This window comes from Weissella cibaria (assembly GCF_004521965.1).
GTDB lineage: Bacteria > Bacillota > Bacilli > Lactobacillales > Lactobacillaceae > Weissella > Weissella cibaria_A.
On the sequence record NZ_SDGK01000031.1, the window covers coordinates 1 to 21,907 of the forward strand.

General features: G+C 45.4%; 18 protein-coding genes, 1 pseudogene and 1 other annotated feature. Of the genes and pseudogenes, 15 read left to right on the plus strand and 4 right to left on the minus strand.

The genetic code is table 11. The features are described 5' to 3' along the window. The first annotated feature begins 204 nt into the window (after positions 1-204). The 3 genes from EST42_RS04470 to EST42_RS04480 are packed head-to-tail and all read left to right on the plus strand — an operon-like array spanning position 205 to position 1,481. Positions 205-420, plus strand: a complete 216-nt coding sequence (locus EST42_RS04470; protein WP_134644398.1) for an NfeD family protein — start codon at positions 205-207, stop codon at positions 418-420. Next, positions 410-619 carry an NfeD family protein gene (locus EST42_RS04475; protein WP_134644399.1) on the plus strand — a complete coding sequence of 70 codons (210 nt, stop codon included), beginning with the start codon at positions 410-412 and terminating at the stop codon, positions 617-619. Before EST42_RS04470 ends, EST42_RS04475 begins: the two co-directional genes overlap by 11 nt. Continuing rightward, complete coding sequence (locus EST42_RS04480; RefSeq protein ID WP_134644400.1) at positions 606-1,481, plus strand: SPFH domain-containing protein; 876 nt, start codon at positions 606-608, stop codon at positions 1,479-1,481. Before EST42_RS04475 ends, EST42_RS04480 begins: the two co-directional genes overlap by 14 nt. 91 nt (positions 1,482-1,572) lie before the next feature. Here EST42_RS04480 and EST42_RS04485 read toward each other — a convergent pair whose 3' ends face one another. The 4 genes from EST42_RS04485 to EST42_RS04500 all read right to left on the minus strand — a co-directional run bounded on the left by EST42_RS04485 (position 1,573) and on the right by EST42_RS04500 (position 5,358). Then, complete coding sequence (locus EST42_RS04485) at positions 1,573-2,268, minus strand: methionine ABC transporter permease (protein WP_134644401.1); 696 nt, start codon at positions 2,266-2,268, stop codon at positions 1,573-1,575. After that, a complete protein-coding gene (locus tag EST42_RS04490) occupies positions 2,268-3,317 on the minus strand; it encodes a methionine ABC transporter ATP-binding protein (protein WP_134644402.1) in 1,050 nt (349 codons plus the stop codon). Before EST42_RS04490 ends, EST42_RS04485 begins: the two co-directional genes overlap by 1 nt. 81 nt (positions 3,318-3,398) lie before the next feature. Beyond that, positions 3,399-4,229 (minus strand): MetQ/NlpA family ABC transporter substrate-binding protein, encoded by an 831-nt coding sequence (locus EST42_RS04495; RefSeq protein ID WP_134644403.1) that lies wholly within the window; start codon positions 4,227-4,229, stop codon positions 3,399-3,401. A gap of 124 nt (positions 4,230-4,353) precedes the next feature. Continuing rightward, positions 4,354-4,621 (minus strand) — a binding site (T-box leader). Positions 4,622-4,683: 62 nt separating this feature from the next. Further along, positions 4,684-5,358 (minus strand): YoaK family protein, encoded by a 675-nt coding sequence (locus EST42_RS04500; protein WP_134644404.1) that lies wholly within the window; start codon positions 5,356-5,358, stop codon positions 4,684-4,686. A 158-nt stretch (positions 5,359-5,516) separates the two neighbouring features. Between EST42_RS04500 and EST42_RS04505 the strand changes: the two genes are divergently transcribed. The 12 genes and pseudogenes from EST42_RS04505 to cysS all read left to right on the plus strand — a co-directional run bounded on the left by EST42_RS04505 (position 5,517) and on the right by cysS (position 21,706). Beyond that, positions 5,517-7,001: a nicotinate phosphoribosyltransferase gene (locus EST42_RS04505; protein WP_134644405.1), complete on the plus strand. Its 1,485-nt coding sequence runs from the start codon at positions 5,517-5,519 to the stop codon at positions 6,999-7,001. Positions 7,002-7,016: 15 nt separating this feature from the next. Then, the gene (gene nadE / locus EST42_RS04510; RefSeq protein WP_134644406.1) at positions 7,017-7,841 is read left to right on the plus strand and encodes an ammonia-dependent NAD(+) synthetase; all 825 of its coding nucleotides are present in this window, start codon (positions 7,017-7,019) and stop codon (positions 7,839-7,841) included. Positions 7,842-8,180: 339 nt separating this feature from the next. Next, complete coding sequence (locus tag EST42_RS04515; RefSeq protein ID WP_134644407.1) at positions 8,181-9,032, plus strand: NADPH-dependent FMN reductase; 852 nt, start codon at positions 8,181-8,183, stop codon at positions 9,030-9,032. After that, complete coding sequence (locus EST42_RS04520) at positions 9,029-9,973, plus strand: FAD:protein FMN transferase (RefSeq protein WP_245150377.1); 945 nt, start codon at positions 9,029-9,031, stop codon at positions 9,971-9,973. Before EST42_RS04515 ends, EST42_RS04520 begins: the two co-directional genes overlap by 4 nt. 3 nt (positions 9,974-9,976) lie before the next feature. Beyond that, on the plus strand, positions 9,977-10,447 hold the full coding sequence (locus tag EST42_RS04525) for a PAS domain-containing protein (protein ID WP_134644408.1): 471 nt from the start codon (positions 9,977-9,979) through the stop codon (positions 10,445-10,447). Between the two features lie 104 nt (positions 10,448-10,551). After that, entirely contained in the window at positions 10,552-11,436 is an 885-nt protein-coding gene (locus EST42_RS04530; RefSeq protein ID WP_134644409.1) for a LysR family transcriptional regulator, read from the plus strand. An 18-nt stretch (positions 11,437-11,454) separates the two neighbouring features. Further along, positions 11,455-12,849, plus strand: a complete 1,395-nt coding sequence (locus EST42_RS04535; protein ID WP_134644410.1) for a class II fumarate hydratase — start codon at positions 11,455-11,457, stop codon at positions 12,847-12,849. A gap of 4 nt (positions 12,850-12,853) precedes the next feature. After that, entirely contained in the window at positions 12,854-14,248 is a 1,395-nt protein-coding gene (locus EST42_RS04540) for a flavocytochrome c (RefSeq protein WP_134644411.1), read from the plus strand. Between the two features lie 33 nt (positions 14,249-14,281). After that, positions 14,282-15,703: an anion permease gene (locus EST42_RS04545; RefSeq protein WP_134644412.1), complete on the plus strand. Its 1,422-nt coding sequence runs from the start codon at positions 14,282-14,284 to the stop codon at positions 15,701-15,703. Between the two features lie 93 nt (positions 15,704-15,796). After that, positions 15,797-16,755: pseudogene (locus tag EST42_RS04550) on the plus strand (L-lactate dehydrogenase). A gap of 19 nt (positions 16,756-16,774) precedes the next feature. Continuing rightward, a complete protein-coding gene (locus EST42_RS04555; RefSeq protein WP_134644413.1) occupies positions 16,775-20,212 on the plus strand; it encodes a pyruvate carboxylase in 3,438 nt (1,145 codons plus the stop codon). A gap of 78 nt (positions 20,213-20,290) precedes the next feature. Beyond that, positions 20,291-21,706, plus strand: coding sequence for a cysteine--tRNA ligase (gene cysS / locus EST42_RS04560; protein WP_134644414.1), 1,416 nt, complete (start codon positions 20,291-20,293; stop codon positions 21,704-21,706). Positions 21,707-21,907 lie beyond the last annotated feature (201 nt).

Sequence of the window (21,907 nt, forward strand, 5' to 3'; positions counted from 1 at the left end):
AGGTACCAACAACCAATCGCGCTAGCGAGTGGTCATCAGTACCAAAAATTGTAGAATCAGAAACCCTGTTCTTAAACTGAACAGGGCTTCTTGTGATCTCTGTAGATGATAATGAGGCACTATTCAGGACTAAGGCATCTTTATTTATTTTTCGTTATGAAAAGTCTATACTGAGTGTAATAAATGAGATGGGGGTACCATATTATGGCATTACAATTAGATGATATTATTTTTCGAATGACGATCCATTTAACGCCAGGTAATTTTACAAATAACAAAATTACAGTCAATGGGCAAAGTTATCAATACCGTTGCTTGGATGGGGTTCAGATGGGGGATACAGTTCGCGTCGTTCGAGTTGTTGGTGAGACATTGATTCTAGAAAAAGTATCATCGCGGGGGACTGATAGTGAGTTATAATTTCGATCAGCGGTTGCTTCATCAAACATTTGTGTTAGACCATGATAATTATGATGTCGGTATGTTACGAGTGAATGGTATTTATTATCAACTTCAGAGTGATGGACCATTATCTATTGGCGATGTGGTCTATGTGGCAAGCATTGTTGGTAACCAATTAATCGTACAAAAAGGAGACATGGGTGATGATAGCATTTAGTATTTTAGCAATTATCGTTGTATTAATTATTGGGGTGATTTTATTTACCGGGGTTCGGATTATTCCCCAAAATATGGTTGGTATGGTTTCTGTGCTTGGTAAATATCAAAAACAAATTGAACCAGGGTTGCATCTCGTTGTGCCCGTTATCACGCATGTTGATCGTGTTGATCTTGCTCAGGTACCAATTCGACTAAGTGAACAAAGTGTTATTTCGCAGGATAATGCTGAAGTCATTATTTCACTATCGTTGAATTACCACGTCACAAATCCATACAAGTTTACATTTGAGAATGCGGACTCTGTGAAGTCAATGATTCAGCAATCACGTGCACATCTACGTGGGATTATTGGTACGATGGATTTGAATGATGTGTTGAACGGGACAGAACGGATTAACGCTGCGTTGAGTCGCGAATTGGGGTCGATTACGGATGCCTATGGCGTAAATGTGGATCGTATTAACATTGATACAATTCAACCAACACCAGAAATCCAAGAGTCGATGAATAAGCAAATTAATGCAACCCGTGAACGTGAGGCTGCCATCGCACGAGCACAAGGTGAAGCACGTTCAATTGAACTCACAACGAAAGCTAAGAATGATGCGCTAGTTGCAACTGCTGAAGCCGACGCGAAGGCGGTTCGCTTGGCTGCGGATGCGGAGGCTTATCGTATTCAGAAGGCCAATGAGATTTTGAGTCAGGTTGATGCCAATTATTTAACTGCCCAAAATATTGATGCTTTCCGTGATGTGGCTAAGAGCCCTGCTAACACGGTTATCGTACCTAATACAGCTATTGACGCACTTGGTGATTTAAAGATCGCTGGAACACTGTTAGGCGTTAATAAAGTAGACTAGCCGGTTAAGTTGCGATCACGCTAACTGAATAACAGAAAAAAGACCTTCGCTGCAATTATTAGCTGCGAAGGTCTTTTGTGTTTTTAGTTAATTAACCGTGGTGTGCACGCTTGGCGAAGAAATCACCAATGAATTGAATCAAGACGATCAAAAGTAGAATCAAAATCGTTGCTAGCCACATCACGTCGTTTTGGAAACGTTGGTATCCAGTCACGATTGCGGTTGTTCCCAAACCACCAGCACCGATGGCACCGGCCATGGCTGTTAAACCGACCAGACTAATCAATGTGACTGTAGACACACGGATTAATTCAGAACGGCCTTCACGTAGGTAGACGTCAGTAATGATGTCCCAATTTGTCGCACCAAATGAGCGCGCAGCTTCAACTTTACCAGCATCAACACCAAGCAAGGCGACTTGGACTTGACGTGCGTAGAAGGGGAAAACACCCAATGACAATGGCACCAAGGCCGCTGTTGTTCCGATTGTTGTGCCGACAATCAACTGGGTCAAAGGTGAGAAGGCGACCACCATGATGATAAATGGAATGGCACGTCCAACTGAGACAACCTTATCCAAACTTTGGAAGAGTGGTCGGTTTGGTGTAATACCATCATCCGCCGTTAGCACCAAACCAGTGCCGAAGAGTAGACCAATCAAACCACCAATGATGGCAGATCCGACTGTCATGAAAATGGTTTGCCATATAGCGATTCCCCAGCCAAAATCACCACCCCAGCCAAGTGAGTAAACGTTAGGTAAGTTTTGTTGTATCCAATCAGCCATTAGTATGGTCCTCCCACGTGTAATTCTTGAATTTGAACACCGTGATCAGCAAAGCTTGCCTTTGCCGTTGCACGTTGTGACTCAGTTCCCTTGAAGATAGCAATTGCCAAACCAACCGGTGTCTTGGTTAGAATTTCCATGTTTGAGTACAACAGGTTGGTTGTGACACCGTAATCAGCGTAAATCGTTGATAACAGTGGTTGGGCTGTATCGGCACCAACATAGTTAAATTGCAACAATTCTTCATCATCAGCCAAAGTTTGTTCTTCGAGCAGCTCAGTCACCTTTTCAAGGGCTTCATCACGGTTTGTTGCCGTGTTGATAAAATCCTTGGTCAATTGCTTCTGTGGGTTCGTAAAGATTTCCAATAATGAGCCACGTTCGATGATGACCCCGTTTTCCATGACCGCCACCTTGTTGGCCGCTTCCTTAACGGCTTGCATCTCGTGTGTAATCAAAACGATTGTTAAACCAAGTTCTTGGTTTAGTTTCTTCAATAGCGCTAGGATTTGGTTTGTTGTCTTAGGATCCAAAGCAGATGTCGCTTCGTCAGAAATTAGAATTTCAGGGTCATTTGCCAAGGCGCGGGCGATGGCAACACGTTGCTTTTGTCCACCAGACAATTGGGCAGGGTAGTTACCAGCGCGATCTGACAGGCCAACCAATTCAAGAAGGTCATTAACCTTCTTTGCCATGTCAGCCTTGCTCATTTTGGCGTGCTTTAATGGTTGCGCAACGTTCCCAAAGACGGTCAATTCACTCATCAAGTTAAAGTGTTGGAAGATCATTCCAATCTTCTTACGCTCCTCACGTAGTTGCGCTGGCTTAAGTGTGGTCATTTCAGTGCCGTTAACAAGGACGCTACCAGATGTTGGTCGTTGCAAGAGGTTGATGGTGCGGACAAGTGTTGACTTACCAGCTCCAGAGTAACCAACAATACCGTAAATATCGCCTTTTTCAATTGTGATTGATTCGTTTTGTACGGCCACGATTTCGCGATTTTTTTGCTTAAAAGTGACGTTAATGTCTGTTAATGAAATAACTGCCATGAATCTTCTCCTTATATCTCCGTTATGTATAACTGCCAGACTAAAATAGCCTGGCAGTTGGATTGTCTATGTGGGTGATGATTACTTCAACGTAATGTCCCAAGCTGGCAATTCAGCTTGACCCCAAGTCTTCTTCAAGTATTGCTTCGTAGTCTTTGTTTGATAAGCCTTTACAACTTCCTTGTAAATCTTCTTGTTGGCATGCTTCTTAGAAGCAGCAATGATGTTGATCCACTTCTTTGAATCCTTGTTAACCGGCTCGACGTAGATTGCTGAGCTTAACTTCAGCTTAGCTTGTTGGGCGTAATTCGTGTTAATAACAGCGCCTTCAACAGACTTCAATGACGAAGGTGCTTGATCGGCTGCGACTTCCTTGATAGCCAACTTCAACTTGTTTGACTTAATGTCCTTAACCGTTGGCATATCAACACCCTTCTTCAAGGTAATCAAACCAGCTGATTGTAGCAAAACCAAGGCACGGGCTTCATTTGTCGCATCGTTCGGAACGGCAATAGCATCCCCCTTCTTAAACTTCTTCACAGACTTGTACTTCTCAGAGTACAAACGAATAGGAGTGATAAACGTCTTACCAATCGCCTTAACGCCGTTCTTGTTTGACTTGTTCCAGTTTTCCAGGAAGTAGTAGTGTTGGAAGGCATTCAAGTCCAATGTGCCATCGGCAACGGCCTTGTTAGGCTGATTGTAGTCCGTAAAGACCTTGGTCTTCAATGTGATGCCATACTTCTTCTTGGCAGTCTTTGCGACTTCCTTCCAGAGGTCAGCATCTGAAGTACCAACGATACCAACCGTTACGGTCTTTGAATCAGCACTAGCGGCTGCGACTGGCAAAATAACTGAGGCCGTCAAAGCGGTAGCAGCAACGGCTACCCCATAAGTAAATAACTTCTTCATAAGTCATGTCTCCCGATAAAAACTTTTTAGTATTACTTGTTCATTGCATTAAGTTATAGCATAGCGTTCGGTGGCTAGGAAACAAAAAAGACCCGTTTCCGTCAGGCCGTCCAATTGACAGCCAGATAGAAACGAGTCTTCGTGTTACCATTCTACATTTATCCAGAAAATTACTCTTCTGAAACTTAACAACGAGCGGGCAGTGAGCGATATGATGCTTTGCCGATTCGTGTGTCTTGTAACGTAGACCAACCCGTCGTCCGCTTACAGACTTGCTGCTCACCAACGCCAATCACAGGCCATTTTCAATTACTCGCCACATAACAACTTCCACCGAACGTTGTCTCTCTTAGATGCTTTAAGTAATTTACTTTCCTGCTCAACTTGTTTGTTAACTTGAAATGCTTGATTTGTATGTTAAACGATTCTCATAATCATGTCAATACTTTTAGGGTTACTTTTTGCCTGAGTCATCCTGGCGCACGAATAACCAAACGAACAGCAGCATGATCGGGGCACCAAACATGGTCCAAGGCCCAATGATCAAGCCCACGTAATGTGCAACAATGGCGGCGATTAGAAAGGCGGTGATGACTAAGCCAACATTCCGCGTCTTCACAAATTGGGCCTTATCGTGGTTGAGAAGACCACTACCTAACGTAGCGCCAAAGGTCTTCAAATTACCAGTACTCAAGACGGTGGCGTAGGGCATCCCCCGCAATTTACCAAAAGTATCGGCCTGCATTGCCATAAAGATGGCCAAGATACTGAGGACGAGTTCTGTCGGTACGTGGGTCATCTCCAAGATGGTTACCAAGAGCACACCAAACATTTCAATAAGGACGGAGCGGGCTTCCCATTGTATCTGTGTGCGGAAGGAATACTTCTTGATTAATTGGTTTAGCATCGCCCCAAATAGGAAGGCGATGACAGGCCAGAAAAAGAGGCTCGCTTGGTGCCAGTGACCTGAAGCAGTGTTAATCCCAAATTGCAACAAGTTACCACTTTGGAAGCTAGCGAATCGATTGTCGTGAAAGGCAAAGGTGTAGGAGTCGATGTACCCAGCGGTTCCGGCCAGTAACATCCCCACACGTAATGACTCCTTATATGCGAATTTTTGTTCTGCCATTAGTATTTTTACCTGCTTTCTACTTATTTAGATGATAAAATAATTCCAACCGATAGTTTAACACTTACGCAAAGAAAGGTGTTTTTTAGGCGTCCAATGTTAACAACTGGTTGTGGTAGAATAACAGTTAATGAATGAAAATTAGGAGACAGAACGTCATGACACTGGAATTTCCAGATGATAGTATGGCCCTCCATACTGATGCATACCAATTATCAATGATGCAAACTTACTTCAAGAAGGGCATTCACGAGCGTAAGGCTGTTTATGAGATGTTTTTCCGCAACATGCCATTTAAAAATGGCTACGCGGTTTTTGCCGGTTTGGAGCGAATCGTTGACTATTTGCGAGGCTTGCATTTTTCAGAAAGTGATATTGCTTATCTGCGCTCAACGGGTGAGTTTGATGAAGACTTCATGGATTACCTAGCAACTTGGCAATTTAAGGCCACAGTGCGCGCGCCTCATGAAGGTGAAGTCGTTTTCAATAATGAACCAATTATTCAAGTTGAAGGTAGCGTGTTTGATGCGCAACTCGTTGAGACACCCCTACTTAACATTGTTAATTACCAAACGTTAATTGCAACCAAGGCGTCACGCATTCGGTCAGTAGTCGGTGATCAACCACTATTGGAGTTTGGTACGCGCCGTGCACAGGAAATGGACGCTGCTTTGTGGGGGACACGCGCAGCTTACATTGGTGGCTTTAACGCTACATCAAATGTGCGGGCTGGTAAGCTGTTTGGTATTCCAATTTCAGGAACGCACGCGCACAGTTTGGTACAGGTTTACCGAAATGACTACGAAGCGTTTAAGGCCTACGCTGAAACCCACAAGGACGTGGTCTTTTTGGTTGATACTTATGATACGTTACGTTCAGGGGTGCCTTCAGCTATTCGTGTGGCTAAGGAAATGGGCGATAAGATAAACTTCATCGGCGTGCGTATCGATTCAGGAGACTTGGCTTATGTCTCTAAGGGCGTCCGCAAAATGCTGGATGAAGCAGGTTTCCCAGATGCTAAGATTGTTGCATCAAATGATTTGGATGAAGAGACGATTACGAGCTTGAAACTGCAAGGCGCCAAGATTGATACTTGGGGCATCGGAACCAAACTGATTACGGCCTATGATCAGCCAGCATTGGGTGGCGTTTATAAGGTTGTGTCGATTGAAAACGAAGCCGGTGAGATGGTCGATACAATCAAGATTTCGGGTACTGCTGAGAAAATTTCAAACCCAGGTAAGAAGCAAGTTTGGCGCATTACACGGAATTCAGATGGTAAGTCACAAGGTGATTACATCGCGTTGTGGGATGAGAATCCACGTGATTTGCCAGAAGGCCTATACATGTTCCACCCAAGTTATCCTTATTTGAATAAAACGGTTGTGGATTATACGGCGCGACCAATTTTACATGACATCATTGTTGATGGCAAATTAGCGTATGACTTACCAGCCTTAGATGACATTCGCAACTATACGGCTGAGCACATTGAGTCATTGTGGTCAGAGTACCGTCGTGATTTGAACCCACAAGAGTATCCTGTTGACTTATCACAAGCGGCTTGGCACCACAAGATGAACTTGATTAAGGAGATGCGTGAGTACGTCTCTGAAGTTGCAAAAGAGTACGATAAAGATTAAGGAGCAATAAATCGCATGCGTGAGTTACAAAAGCATATTATTGATACATTAGGCGTTCAAGCCACGATTGATCCAGAAACGGAATTCCGTCGTTCAGTTGAATTGTTGAAGGACTACCTTAAGAAGACGGGTATGAAGACACTGGTTTTGGGGATTTCAGGTGGGCAAGATTCAACGTTGGCCGGTAAGATGTCACAAACTGCTGCTGAAGAGCTACGGGCTGAAACCGGGGATGACAGCTACAAGTTTGTGGCGATGCGTTTGCCATACAATGCCCAAGCTGACGAACAAGATGCCTTGGATTCAATCGCCTGGCAACAAGCTGACCAAACGGTACGGGTCAACATTGAAGACGCCGTTGTGGGGATGACGAACCAATTGGTTGAAGCAGGTATTGCAATCAGCGACTTCAATAAAGGGAATATCAAGGCTCGTGAACGCATGATTGCCCAATATGGTGTGTCCGGCGCAATGCATGGTGTCGTTGTCGGTACGGACCACGCGGCTGAAGCGTTGGCTGGGTTCTACACAAAGTTTGGGGATGGCGCAGCGGATATTACACCGTTGTACCGTTTGAATAAGCGCCAAGGTCGTCAAATTTTGGCCTACTTGGGTGCCCCAGAACATTTGTACCAAAAGACGCCAACGGCTGATCTTGAAGAAGATCGCCCAGCTTTGCCTGATGAAATCGCCTTGGGTGTTACCTACGATGCTATCGATGATTACCTTGAGGGTAAGGATGTTGCTGAAAAGGATGCCATCCAAATTGAAAAGCTTTTCACCACGACGGAACACAAGCGTCAATCATCGGTCACGGTATTTGACGAGTGGTGGCGTTAATTTAATAAGCACTACTAATTTCTTAAAGCGCAAATCTGTTGCTGACACAGTCAACGGATTTGCGCTTTTTTGCTACGGCGAAGTAATCTGGACGACTACTAAATTCTTCACCTTAAAAACGGATAAAGTTCACAAATGAGCATGAAAATACAATTATAAGCGAAAGTTATAATTATTTTCATTTGCGATATATACAAGCTGAAAAGTTTATTTAAAGGCGTTTGTTAACTAAAATCAAATTTGTGAAGTTTTGACCAAACTGTTAGTTGTGTCGTTTAATTAACTCATAGATAAATTATGTGAAACAAAGAACTAGTTGAGAGTTTTTGAGGAAGAGCAATGAATTATGTAGCTATTGTTGGTACGAATGCTCGTAAGTCATATAACCGAAGTTTACTTTGGTTTATGAAGAAGCATTTCAATGCCCAAGCAAATATTGAGATTGTGGAGATTGCAGATTTACCGCTATTTAGCGAAGATGCTGAAACGCCAGTGCGAATTGCTGAAATTGCACGGCAAATCGCCGCGTCAGATGGGGCTATCATCTCAACGCCTGAGTATGATCACTCGATTACGGCAGCATTGAAATCATTCGTTGAGTGGATGAGTTATGGTGACTTACACCCATTCACGAATTTGCCCGTCATGATTGTCGGGGCATCACTTGGCCGCCAGGGAACGAATAATGCGCAAGAGCATTTACGACAAATTATGGATGCACCAGGAATTGATGCGTTTGTGTTACCAGGTAATCAATTTTTGGTTGGACCAGCGGCCACAAATATTGATATTAAGACTGATGACATGACGGATGCCCGGACGATTTCATTTTTGGAAACGATTTTCCAAAACTTTATGGTCTTTGCTAAGTCATTGCAACCAATGCGCGCCATGGCGTTCGACCGTACGAGTGGCGCTGCGCCAACAGTTGCGGGTGAAGGTGTTGTGGAATCTGTTAAGTTGGGTTATGCCAATCTCGAAAAGGTGATGCCAGGTTCGGGACTAGATGTGGATGCCGTGCCAATGGTTATCTCACCTGATGCGGATACACCAGTGGTCGAGCAAGGTGATGGTTGGTGGATTGAAAAAACGACATTGACGGATGATGTTGTTGCTAGTCAGCCAGTTACAGTAGGGGCGGCCGTTGATGACGATGAAGAAGATGCAACTACGGGAGCTTCTATGTTTTGATTAAAATATCGAAAGCATGGCGGGCGATGGGCACGACCAATCAAATTACTTTGTTTGGTACGGATAATGAACGATATCTCGATGATGCTATTCGCTTTGTGAACCATTACGAGGATTTGTTGACGGTAAATCGCTCAGTGTCGGCGGTGATGGCTATCAATCATGCTGCTGGTCAGTCGCCGGTAGTGGTGTCACCAGCAGTTTATCAGTTGGTAAAACGAGCGGTGACAGTTAGTAATCAGCATTTTGGGTTTAATGCCGCAATTGGACCGTTAGTAAAACTTTGGCACATTGGCTTTGCTGATGCGCGGGTTCCTAGCGATGTCGAAATTGCCCAGCGCCGTGAATTAATTGGCAGTGATGAGATTGTCTTGGATGATGAGCGCATGTCGGTCTATCTACCGCAGGCGGGGATGGAATTAGATTTAGGTGCCATTGCGAAAGGATATATTGCGGACCGATTGCAGGATTATTTAAGGTCACAGGGCCACCTGGCTGCGATTATTAATTTTGGCGGCAACATTGTCTTAATGAATTCGGCCCCGCATAAAGCTGATGGTCGCTGGCGCATTGGTGTCCGGGATCCCTTGGTCCGACATGGTGAAACGATAGGTTTACTTACCACACAGGCAACCTCGGTCGTGACAAGTGGGGTGGCAGAACGGCACCTAGTCGCGGACGGGCAGACTTATCACCACATCATTGATCCAGAAACAGGTTATCCACATGATAATGAGTTGGCTAGTGTCACGGTTATTTCACCTGAATCAATTGATGGTGAAATCGAGACGACCCGGTTGTTCTTCAATGATGGTCCAATCGATGGCCAGTACTCGTTTGGTGCAATTTTTATTTATCGCGATAAATCCATTCAGTTGGTTAACATTCGACCGGATAATTTTAAAATAACGAACCCTGATTTTTATCTTAAGGAGTCATAACAAATGGCAGATCAAATTGAATTAGAAAATAACAAGACACTGATTGATGAGCAAGGTCTGATTAACTTGCCAACTGGAAAATTGTCATTGCACATGTTGCGCCAAGTGTTGCGCGTGCTGCCATTCGAGATAGATTTGGCAGATGCTGACGACAATTTGATTTATTTTTCAGATAATGACCAACGTGTGAATACACGCGCAACAAAGCAACTTGGACAACCATTCGTGACGACTTTTGCGAAGGAAGAACAAGAAGCCGTTGCGATGATGCTGGTCGATTTGCACAAGGGAGCAGCTGATCATTTCGAACAGTGGTTCCCTAAAAATGAGCAAACAATCTATGTTAATTTTTACGCAATTCGCGACATCGATGGCACGTTCCTCGGGACGCTACAATTCACGGGTGACATTACGCGCATTCAAGGATTCCGCGGTATTCGGACTGCATTTAACGCCGGAAAGTCAGACAAATAAGCAAATTTAATTGGCAAAACGTTTAACCATGCGCTGCATGGGTTCTGCCGCACTCGGGGCTATGCTATTATTTGTGAAGGTTATAATTTGCGGAGGTAGCACACGTGTTATTAAATGACTTAGATTATTTTGTCACGCTAGCTGAAGAAAAGACGTTTACAAAAGCGTCTCAGAAAAAATACGTCTCACAACCCTCGATTACCAATGCCTTACAGCGTTTGGAAAAAGAGTTGGGCGAGACATTGATTATTCGCCAACGCGGGACACGTTCAGTTGTGTTAACTGAAGCGGGCCAAATCTTATATAAACACAGTAAACAAATTTTACGTGAGACTGAAATCATTAAAAGTGATATCAGTAATCAACAAAAGATTTGGCTGGGTGTACCGCCAATTATTGGTGCAACTATTTTTCCAGCGATTATGAGGCGCTTGGGGACTGACGAGATTGATGCCATTCACATGGTAGAAAGTGGTTCCAGCGACATGTACGAATTACTGGATAAGGAACGCGTTGATATGGGATTTGTTGGTAGCTTAACGCCAGAGCGCAGCAAGCAATACGACAGTACCTATATTACGAAGAGTTCCTACGTAGTGGCCTTACCAGTTAATCATCCGCTAGCAACTCGCGATTATTTATCGTTTGAGGACTTACGTGGTGAACGGTTCATCTCCGTGGGGGATGCCTTCACGCAACACCAAGTTCTCGTTGATCAGCTCCGTCGTTATGATATGCATGATGAAATTGACAATATGTATATCACGAATGAGCTGATGACTGAGCAAGGATTGATTGCAGCAGGTAATGGTGTTGGCATCATGATTAAGTTGGCTGTTGCCGGTCGTCGCGATATTGCGATGGTACCGCTCCGAGATCCGATTAATTTTTATATCTATTTGATTCAGAAGCGTAATCATCAATTATCAGATTTTGAAAATATCACAAAACAGAAAATGGTTGAGGCAATTAATGACCTTAACTTCTAATTAATGAGGAGAAATATTATGTCACAAGAATTTCGTATTGAATCAGATGCAATTGGTGAAGTACAAGTGCCTGTTGAGGCTGCTTGGATGGCCCAAACACAACGTTCATTGCAAAACTTCCCAACTGGTGCACGGATGCCTTTGGGAATCATCCGCGCTTTGTTGAACATCAAGCGCGCGGCTGCAATGGCTAACAAGGCTAACGGTTCATTGGCCGCCGATATGGCCGACGCTATCGTGGCAACGATCGATGGCTTGTTGCAATTGGATAATGTTGAATTGCGTAAGGACTTCCCACTATCTGTTTACCAAACGGGTTCGGGTACGCAAACAAACATGAACACGAACGAAGTGGTTGCCCACTTGGCAAGTGAACAAAGTGGGTTGCAAATCTTGCCTAACGACCACGTGAACATGGGTCAATCATCAAACGATATCTTCCCAACGGCGATGCACATTGTGGCGGTTGAAGCAGTCGATAACGTTGAAAAGTCATTGGCACACTTGATTGATGAATTGCGTGTTAAGCAAAACGCCTTCTGGGAGACAATCAAGGTTGGTCGTACTCACTTACAAGATGCAACGCCATTGACATTTGGTCAAGAATTGTCAGGTTACATTTCAGCTTTGAAGCACAACCAAGCAAACATTGATGCTTTGCGCCCACAATTGTACGAATTGGCAATGGGTGGTACGGCGGTTGGAACTGGATTGAACGCGAACACGGAATTGGGTAAGGCAATCGCTGCGACAGTTTCAGAAGTTTACGGCTTCCCATTCACGGCCGAGAGCAACAAGTTCTACGGGTTGGCTAACCATACGGCCATTAACACGGTCCATGGTGCCTTCAAGTCATTGGCCGCCGACTTGATGAAGATCGGAAACGACATCCGCTTCTTGGCTTCAGGTCCTCGTGGTGGTTATGGTGAGTTGTCAATTCCAGCTAACGAACCGGGTTCATCAATTATGCCAGGTAAGGTTAACCCAACCCAAGTTGAAGCGTTGACGATGGCTGCTGTGCGCGTCTTCGGAAACGATACGACGATTACGATGGCCTCAAGCCAAGGTAACTTCGAGTTGAATGTCTTTAAGCCTGTTATGATTGATGCCTTCTTGGAGTCAGCTGAATTGATGGCTGGTACGATGACGGGATTTGCCAATCGTATGATTCACGGTTTGGACGTGAAGCCAGCTCGCATGCGTGAATTGTTGGATAACTCATTGATGACGGTGACGGCATTGTCACCACACATCGGTTACCACGCCGCTGCTGAAATTGCACAAGCTGCTGACAAGAATGGTACGACGTTGAAGGTCGCTGCGCTTGAGTCAGGTGATTTGACTGAAGAACAATATGACGAGTGGATGGACTTCATGGCAATGACGAACCTTGAGCGTTCAAATAAGGAGTAAAAACATGGCTAAGTTTATTTTCCCCAAGGCAAATATTGCTGACTTGCAAGATAGCTACGATTTCGTCGTTATTGGTTCAGGTGCCGCTGGTATGACAGCTGCGATTCAAGCGCAAGAATTAGGCTTGAAGGTTGCTATCTTTGAAAAGCTAGAAGCGCTTGGTGGTAACTCAAATCGTGCATCATCAGGAATGAACGCGGTTGAAACGTTTGTCCAACTTGATCATGGGGTGATTGATTCACAAGAATCATTCTATGAAGATACGCTTAAAGGTGGTGGCGGTGCCAATGACAAGGAATTGTTGCAGTACTTTGTGACGCACTCTGAGTCAGCCGTTGATTGGTTGTACAACCACAACATCAACTTAACCGATTTAACGTCGACTGGTGGTATGACGCAAAAGCGTGCGCACCGTCCTGGCGATAAGTCAGCGGTTGGTGGATACTTGGTGAAGGGGTTGCAAAAGCACTTAGCCTTTAAGCAAATTCCGTTATTTGCCGGTACTGAAGTCTTGGAATTGGTTAAGACGGATGACAAGATTACTGGTTTGAAGATTAAGCATGACCAAATCGGTGAGCGCACGGTTGACGCCAAGGCAGTTTTGATTGCGGCTGGTGGTTTCGCACAAAACAAGGAGATGTTGGCTGAATACGCACCTGAAGTGTTGGACTTGAAGACAACTAATCACCCCGGTGCAACGGGTGATGGGATGAAGTTGGCGACGGCCGTTGGTGGTACGTTGGTTGATATGAGCAAGATTCAAATTCACCCAACTGCGCAACAAGATACAGATCACGTGTACTTGATTGGTGAAGGTGTACGTGGTGAAGGTGCCATCTTGGTTAACCGGGCTGGTCAACGTTTCGTGAACGAAATGACGACGCGTGATAAGGCGACAGCTGCGATTAACGATTTGCATGAAGACGGGGCAACGTTGATTTTGGATCAAGGTATTCGCGATGCGTTCCCAGCCATTAACTTCTATCACGCCATGGGCTTGGTGATGGAAGGTGCAACATTGACTGAGTTGGCAGAAACGGCTAACTTGGATGCTGACAACTTGGCTGCAACCGTTGCCAAGTGGAATGAGTCCCAAGCTGCTGGTAAAGATGCAGAGTTTGGTCGTAACACGGCAATGGATCGTGGTATTGCCACGGCGCCATTCTACGCCATTCACATTAAGCCAGCTATCCACTATACGATGGGTGGCATCAAAATCAACACGTTAACTGAGGTTGTGACGGAAGCTGGCGAGCCAGTGGCTGGCTTGTATGCCGCCGGTGAAGTAACGGGTGGTTTGCACGGTAATAACCGTATTGGTGGTAATTCAATTGCTGAAACGGTGGTGTTTGGCCGTCAAGCTGGTAAGCAAGCGGCTAAGTACGTCCTTGGTTTGTAAAATAGCATAGAAAATATAGATAGGAAATTTCTCATGAATTCTTTGGAAAAAGTGGATTATAAGAAATTCATTGCTCCTTTGGTAGTCGGGTTAGTACTATGGTTCTTGGCCGGTGTACGCCCAGACGGGATGTCAATTAGTGCGTGGCACATGTTTGCGATTTTCGTGGCCACGATTGTTGGGCTGGTAACTAAGCCATTGCCACTTGGTGGTGTCGCCCTGGTAGGGTTCGTTGCGGTTGTGTTGACGGGTACGGTCCCAATGGACACAGCTATCGTGGGATTCGGAAATGGCTCAATTTGGTTGATTGTTATGGCCTTCTTCATTTCACGTGGGTTTATCAAGACTGGTTTGGGACGTCGCATTGCGTTAATCTTCGTACGAGCTTTTGGTAAAAAGACGCTAGGTTTGGCATATGCTTTGTCTGCAGTTGACTTGGTGGTTGCCCCTGGAACGCCTTCAAATACGGCCCGTGCTGGTGGGGTGATGTTCCCAATCATTAAGTCATTGGCCCAAACGTTTGGTTCTGATCCTGAAAAGGGTACGGAACGTAAGATTGGTTCATTCTTGATTTTTACGGAATTCCACGCTAACGCTATTACGGCCGCAATGTTCTTGACGGCCATGGCGGGTAACCCAATTGCGCAAGCCTTTGCGGCAAAGCAAGGTGTTGATATTACTTGGATGAACTGGTTCTTGGCAGCTTTGGTGCCTGGTATTTTGTCATTGATTATCGTGCCATTTTTAATCTACAAGTTGTATGCCCCTGAAGTTAAGGAAACGCCAGATGCCAAGGACTGGGCAGCCGGCGAGTTGCACGAAATGGGTAAGATTTCGAAGCCAGAAATCATGATGATTGTTGGTTTCGTCATTGCCTTGGCATTGTGGATTTTGGGATCATTCATTGGGATTGACTCAACGACAACCGGGTTCTTGGTTATTGGTTTCTTGTTGATTGCTGGTGTCTTGTCATGGAATGACATTCTACAGGAAACTGGCGCTTGGAACACATTGTTCTGGTTCTCAGTTTTGGTCATGATGGCGAGTCAATTGAATGCCCTAGGCTTCATCCCTTGGTTGTCAAAGACCATCGGGGCTAGCTTGGGTGGCTTGAACTGGTTCGTAGTGTTGATTGTTTTGCTTGTCGCATACTTCTATAGCCACTACTTCTTCGCCTCATCAACGGCCCACGTTTCAGCTATGTACGCCGCCTTCCTGGCCGTAGCAATTGCTGCTCACGTGCCAGCGTTGTTGGCAGCGTTGATGCTTGGATTCTTCGGAAACTTGATGGCCTCAACGACTCACTATTCTTCAGGTCCTGCACCTATCTTGTTCGGCGCTGGTTACGTCAAGCAAGGTGAATGGTGGCGGATGAACTTCATCTTGGGCTTGGTTTACATCGTCATTTGGATTGGTGTTGGTAGTTTGTGGATGAAGTTGCTTGGTATGTGGTAAGACACTTCGTTTGAGTTAAACAGAAAAAAATAGAAGAGATGACTCGGTTCGCAAGAATTGGGTCATCTCTTTTCGGTAAAGAGGAATTTTAAGATGACGCAAAAACATCATCAAAGGGTCGTGCTAGTTGGCGACGGTATGGTTGGATCTGCCTTTAGTTATGCGTTGATGCAACAAGGGATTGCTTAAGAGTTAGCCATTGTGGATGTGGCGAAGGATTATGCCACGGGGATGCCTTAGATTTAGAAGATGCGGCGCCTTGGACGTATCCAAAGAAAGTGACGGGTGGTCATACTTATCAAGTGGTTGCTGATACAGATATTGTTGTGATTACAGAAGGTGTTGGCCGTAAATCGGGACAGACACGTCTCGAGTTGATTGACAATAACTTGACGATTGTGAAACAGGTTGTCGATAACTTCATGGCCGAAGGGTTTGCAGGTATCTTTGTGGTCGCGACGAACCCAGTTGATATCATCACGTTAGCGGTCAAACAATTTTCGGGTATTCCTGAACATCGGGTGATTGGGACGGGGACAGCTTTGGATACCGCACGGTTACAAGTTGCGTTGGCTGAACAGTATGGTGTGGCGCCAGCAGCAATTGACGTCTTAGTCTTAGGCGAACACGGTGATTCGGCGTTTGCAAATTTTGATGAGGCGCGAATTGGCGGACAATCATTAAACGACTTTAATAAAAAGTACGGAAATTCTGCCCAAGACTTGGTAGAATTAATGGAAGCAACAACAAAGAAAGGCGTGGCCATTATTGGCCGCAAAGGAGCAACGTTTTATGGCGTTGTGACAGCCTTGGCACGCATTGTCCGTGCGATATTGCGAGATGAAAGCATGGTGTTACCGGTTAGTGCATGGATGAGTGGCCAGTATGGTTTGTCAGATATGTACATTGGTAGCCCGGCAGTTATTAACGGGGATGGTGCAAAAACCGTCATTGCGGCAGCTTTATCACCAGCTGAACAAGCACAAATGCAACGTTCAGCTGAGGTGTTGAAAGCCGTGACGGCTGATGCACTGGCAAACTTCATGAAGTGAAGATGTTGAGGGATATTGAATGAAAAAATTATTAGTCGCAAATCGTGGTGAAATTGCTATCCGTTTGATGCGTGCAGCTAGTGAATTGGGCATGCAAACGGTTGGTATCTTTGCAAAGGAAGATGAATTTGCCAAGCACCGTTTCCGGGCTGATGAAGCCTATCAAGTGGGGGAGGGCAAGGCCCCCATCGCAGCGTACTTAGATATTGATGATATTTTGCGAATTGCGAAGGAAACGGGAGCAGATGCCATCCACCCAGGTTATGGGTTCCTATCTGAAAATGCTGAGTTTGCTGCTAAAGTTGAAGCAGCTGGCGTCAAGTTCGTTGGGCCAAAGGTTAAGCACTTGGAGATTTTTGGTAACAAGATTCTTGCGAAACAAGCGGCGATTGCTGCGGGTGTTCCAACAGTGCCGGGGACTGACCACCCGGTTGAAACACTTGAGGAAGCAATTGCGTTCGGTCATGAAAACGGCTTCCCCGTCTTTGTGAAATCAGCAGCCGGTGGCGGTGGTCGTGGGATGCGTGTGGTTAATCATGAAGCAGAATTGCGTGAAGCATTTGAACGTGCTGCATCGGAAGCTAAGGTCAGCTTTGGTAAGTCAGAGGTCTACCTAGAGAAGTACTTGCAAGATCCTAAGCACGTCGAAATTCAAATCTTGGCCGACGAACAAGGGGAAGTCATGCACTTGTTTGAGCGTGACTCATCAATTCAACGACGTCACCAAAAGATTATTGAATATGCCCCAGCAGTTTCTGTTTCAAAGGACATGCGTGCGCGAATTCAAGCTGCTGCGGTTGCTTTAATGCAAAGTGTCGATTATCAAAGTGCCGGAACTGTGGAATTCCTGGTGGATGGGGATGATTTCTACTTTATTGAAGTGAATCCTCGTGTCCAAGTTGAGCACACGGTTACGGAAGAGGTTACCGGTGTTGATATCGTGAAGTCGCAATTGTTGATTGCCCAAGGCATTGGGTTACACGATGATCCGTTGCAAATCCCACATCAGGCAGATTTGCAGGCAATGGGTGTGGCAATTCAATCACGAATTACGACGGAAGATCCGATGAATCAATTTATGCCTGATTCAGGACGCATTGAATGGTATCGCTCACCCGGTGGAACTGGGATTCGTTTGGATTCGGGTAGTGTGGAAGTTGGATCAGTGGTTACGCCGTACTTTGATTCTCTGTTAACTAAGGTCATTTCACACGCGGCAACGTTCTCGGAAGCGGTTGATAAGATGCGTCGGGCGTTGGATGAATTTGAGATTCGCGGGGTTAAAACAAATATTCCGTTTTTGAAGAAGGTCTATGCACACCCATTGTTCCGAGCAGCCAATGCGCCAACAACGTTCGTCGATCAACACCCAGAACTTTTCAATATTTCAATTGAAAAGCAAGACGACCGCAAATTGATTCAGTATGTCAGTGAAATTACGGTCAACGGCTTCCCAGGAGTTGATTATGACTACCCCAAGTTGCATGAGCCACTACAATTCAAAGCAAATACTGATTTGGTCTTACCAACTGATTTGGTGACGGCGAAGGATATTCTTGATGCACAAGGTCCTGATGCCGTTGCTGAATGGGTAAAGAGGCAAGACAAGGTATTGCTAACGGATACGACAATGCGTGATGCGCACCAGTCGTTGTTTGCTACCCGGATGCGAACAAAAGATATGTTGGCAATTGCGGATGAGACTCAGGTAGCCATGCCAAACTTGTTCTCTAACGAGATGTGGGGAGGTGCCACGTTTGATACGGCGTTCCGATTCTTGGGTGAGGACCCATGGGAACGTCTCCGTGCTTTGCGTGAAAAGATGCCGCGGACGTTAACACAAATGCTATTCCGTGGGTCAAACGCAGTTGGTTATCAAAATTACCCTGATAATGTCTTAGAAGAATTCATTAAGTTGGCCGCCCAAAACGGGATGGATGTGTTCCGTATTTTTGATAGTTTGAATTGGTTGCCACAAATGGAGAAGAGCATTCAATATGTGCGCGACAATAACAAGATTGCCGAAGTCGCTATGGCGTACACGGGTGACATCTTAGACCCAAACCGGAAAAAGTATACCCGGGATTACTATGTGCAATTTGCCAAGGAAATTCAGGCAACTGGGGCGCACATGTTGGCGATTAAGGACATGGCTGGTTTGTTGAAGCCGGAAGCTGCTTATGAATTAGTGAGTGCGTTGAAGGATGCGGTTGATATGCCAATTCATTTGCACACCCACGATACAACGGGTAACGGTGTTTATACGTATGCCCGGGCTGTTGATGCGGGCGTCGACGTGATTGATGTGGCGCAATCAGCCTTGTCAGGGACGATGTCACAGCCCTCGATGGGTGCGACGTATTACGCATTAAGCGGTAATCAGCGTCAACCTGAGTTGAATATGACAGCAGTTGAGCACGTTAATAATTACTGGGCGGAAATCCGACCACAGTATAGTCAATTTATGAGTAAGATGGTTGGGGCACAAACGGATATCTTTGAAGTTGAAATGCCAGGTGGTCAATATTCTAACTTGCAGCAACAAGCGCAAGCGTTGCGATTAGGTGACCGTTGGGATGATGTGAAGCAAATGTATGCAACGGTTAATCAAATGTTTGGAGATATCATCAAGGTAACCCCATCATCAAAGGTTGTTGGTGACATGGCACTATTCATGGTTCAAAATGATTTGACACCGGAGAAGGTTTTGTCAGATGGGATGACGATGGACTTCCCACAATCGGTCGTTGATTTTTTTGCTGGAAACTTGGGTCAACCAGTTGGTGGCTTCCCGGCAGATTTGCAACGGGTGATTTTGAAGGGACGTCCAGCTTTGACAGTTCGGCCCGGGTCATTAACGCCAGCAGATGATTTTGATGCGATGCAGGTCACGGTAGATGGTATTTTAGGGCGCGTCGCAACACCGGAAGAAGTGATTTCATACATCATTTATCCGCAAGTCTTTAAGGATTATGTGACAAACCAAGGTAAGTTTGGTCCGATGACCGTATTAGATACACCAACGTTCTTCCAAGGTATGCGAGTGGGTGAACGGGTCGACGTTGCGTTGGCACCGGGTCAAACAGTGATTTTCCAATTGCAACAAATTGGTGATATCAACCCGGATGGCCAACGGACGATGTACTTTGCTGTGAATGGCACACCGGTTGAGATTTCAGTGCAAGATGAATCAGCCCAAGTGACAGCAGCGCAACGACGTAAGGCTGAGCCAACGAACCCAAGTGAAATTGGCGCAACCATGGCTGGAAATGTTTTGTCTGTTCACGTTGAGAATGGCCAAGCTGTTAAGCAAGGGGATGTGCTAATTGTCACAGAAGCTATGAAGATGGAAACGACGTTACAAGCGCCGTTTGATGGCACGGTTAAATTTGTGCATGTGGCCGATGGTGAAGTTGTGGCCGGTGGTGACTTATTGATTGAAATGAATCCTGAATAACGGATGCAAGCGTAAATGCTTAGAGTATTTGAAGGTATATGCTAAAATTAACTTATTAAATCAAAGGAGCATGCAAAAATGATGAAGACCTTCAACACGATGAGCTTGGAAAAGGAAACTTTTACGCCCATCAATGAAAAGACGATCAATATGTATGTCTGCGGACCAACTGTTTATAACTACATTCACATCGGTAATGCACGTTCAGCGATTGCATTCGACACGATCCGCCGTTACTTCGAGTACCGTGGATACGAAGTGAACTATGTGTCAAACTTCACGGACGTTGACGACAAGATGATTACTGCAGCTAGCGAGCAAGGTATCACCGTACCAGAATTGGCTGATAAGTACATTGATGCCTTTAACGAAGATACGGCACCATTGAACATTAAGCCTGCCACTGTTCGTCCACGTGCAACAGAGCACATCCCAGAGATTATCGAATTCGTTGAGGATTTGATTAAGAAGGGTTACGCTTACGAATCAGAAGGGGACGTTTACTTCCGTGCCAAGAAGTTTAAGGGTTACGGTATTTTGGCCCACCAAGACTTGGCTGAAATGGAATCAAACGCTGCTGGTCGTTTGGATGATGGTGAATTGGCCCGTAAGGAAGACCCAATGGACTTCGCAGTCTGGAAGGGTGAGAATGGCGATGGTGCAATTGCCTGGAATTCACCTTGGGGTAAGGGACGTCCTGGTTGGCATATCGAGTGCTCAGTGATGTCAACGAAGTACTTGGGAAACCACTTGGACATTCACGGTGGTGGAATCGATTTGGCTTTCCCTCACCACACAAACGAAATCGCACAAACTGAAGCTCGCACGGGTGAAAAGTTCGTTGAGAAGTGGTTGCACAACGGTTTCGTTACGGTTGGCGATGAAAACGAAAAGATGTCAAAGTCATTGGGAAACTTCACGACTGTGCACGAATTGTTGCAACAAATCGATGATCCAATGGTTTTGCGTTTCTTCATGGCTACGACACAATACCGTCGTCCAATTGCCTACTCACAAAAGAACATGGACTTGGCTGCCCGTAACTTGGAGCGTATCCGCACTGGTTACCGTAACTTGCAATTCCGTTTGGGATCAGCATTTGCCGGTGCAGATGCTGATATCGAAGCAAAGGCGCAAGAAAAGGTTGATGCCTTTGTTGAAGCTATGGACGATGACTTCAACGCACAAAACGCAATGACTGCGGTTTATGAGTTGATTGAATTGGCCAACTTGTACTCACAAGCTGAAGAAGTTAAGATGGACACGGTCAACTTTGTTTTGAAGCAAATCAAGGACTTGATGAACGTGTTTGGTGTTGATGCGTTGGAGCAAGCGCCGTTGTTGGATGCAGATGTTGATGCATTGATCAAGGAACGTGATGCTGCCCGTGAGACGTCAAACTTTGCTCATTCAGACGAAATCCGTGATGAATTGGCTTCACGTGGCATTATCCTAGAAGATACGCCACAAGGAACTCGTTGGCGTCGTGCCTAATCAAACAGTTTTACATGATTGATTAATATGTAATAGAAATCCCCAGAGACAAATGTTCTTGTTTCCGGGGATTTCTTCTTTTTGTATTTGAGGAAGGGGGGGCGTCGCGGTGTGGCAAGCAACAGGCATGACTGGTCGGTAAAGTTCCGATACTGACAAAAAAGGCATCCCGTGGAGAACGGGGTGCCAAAGCTTTGGATG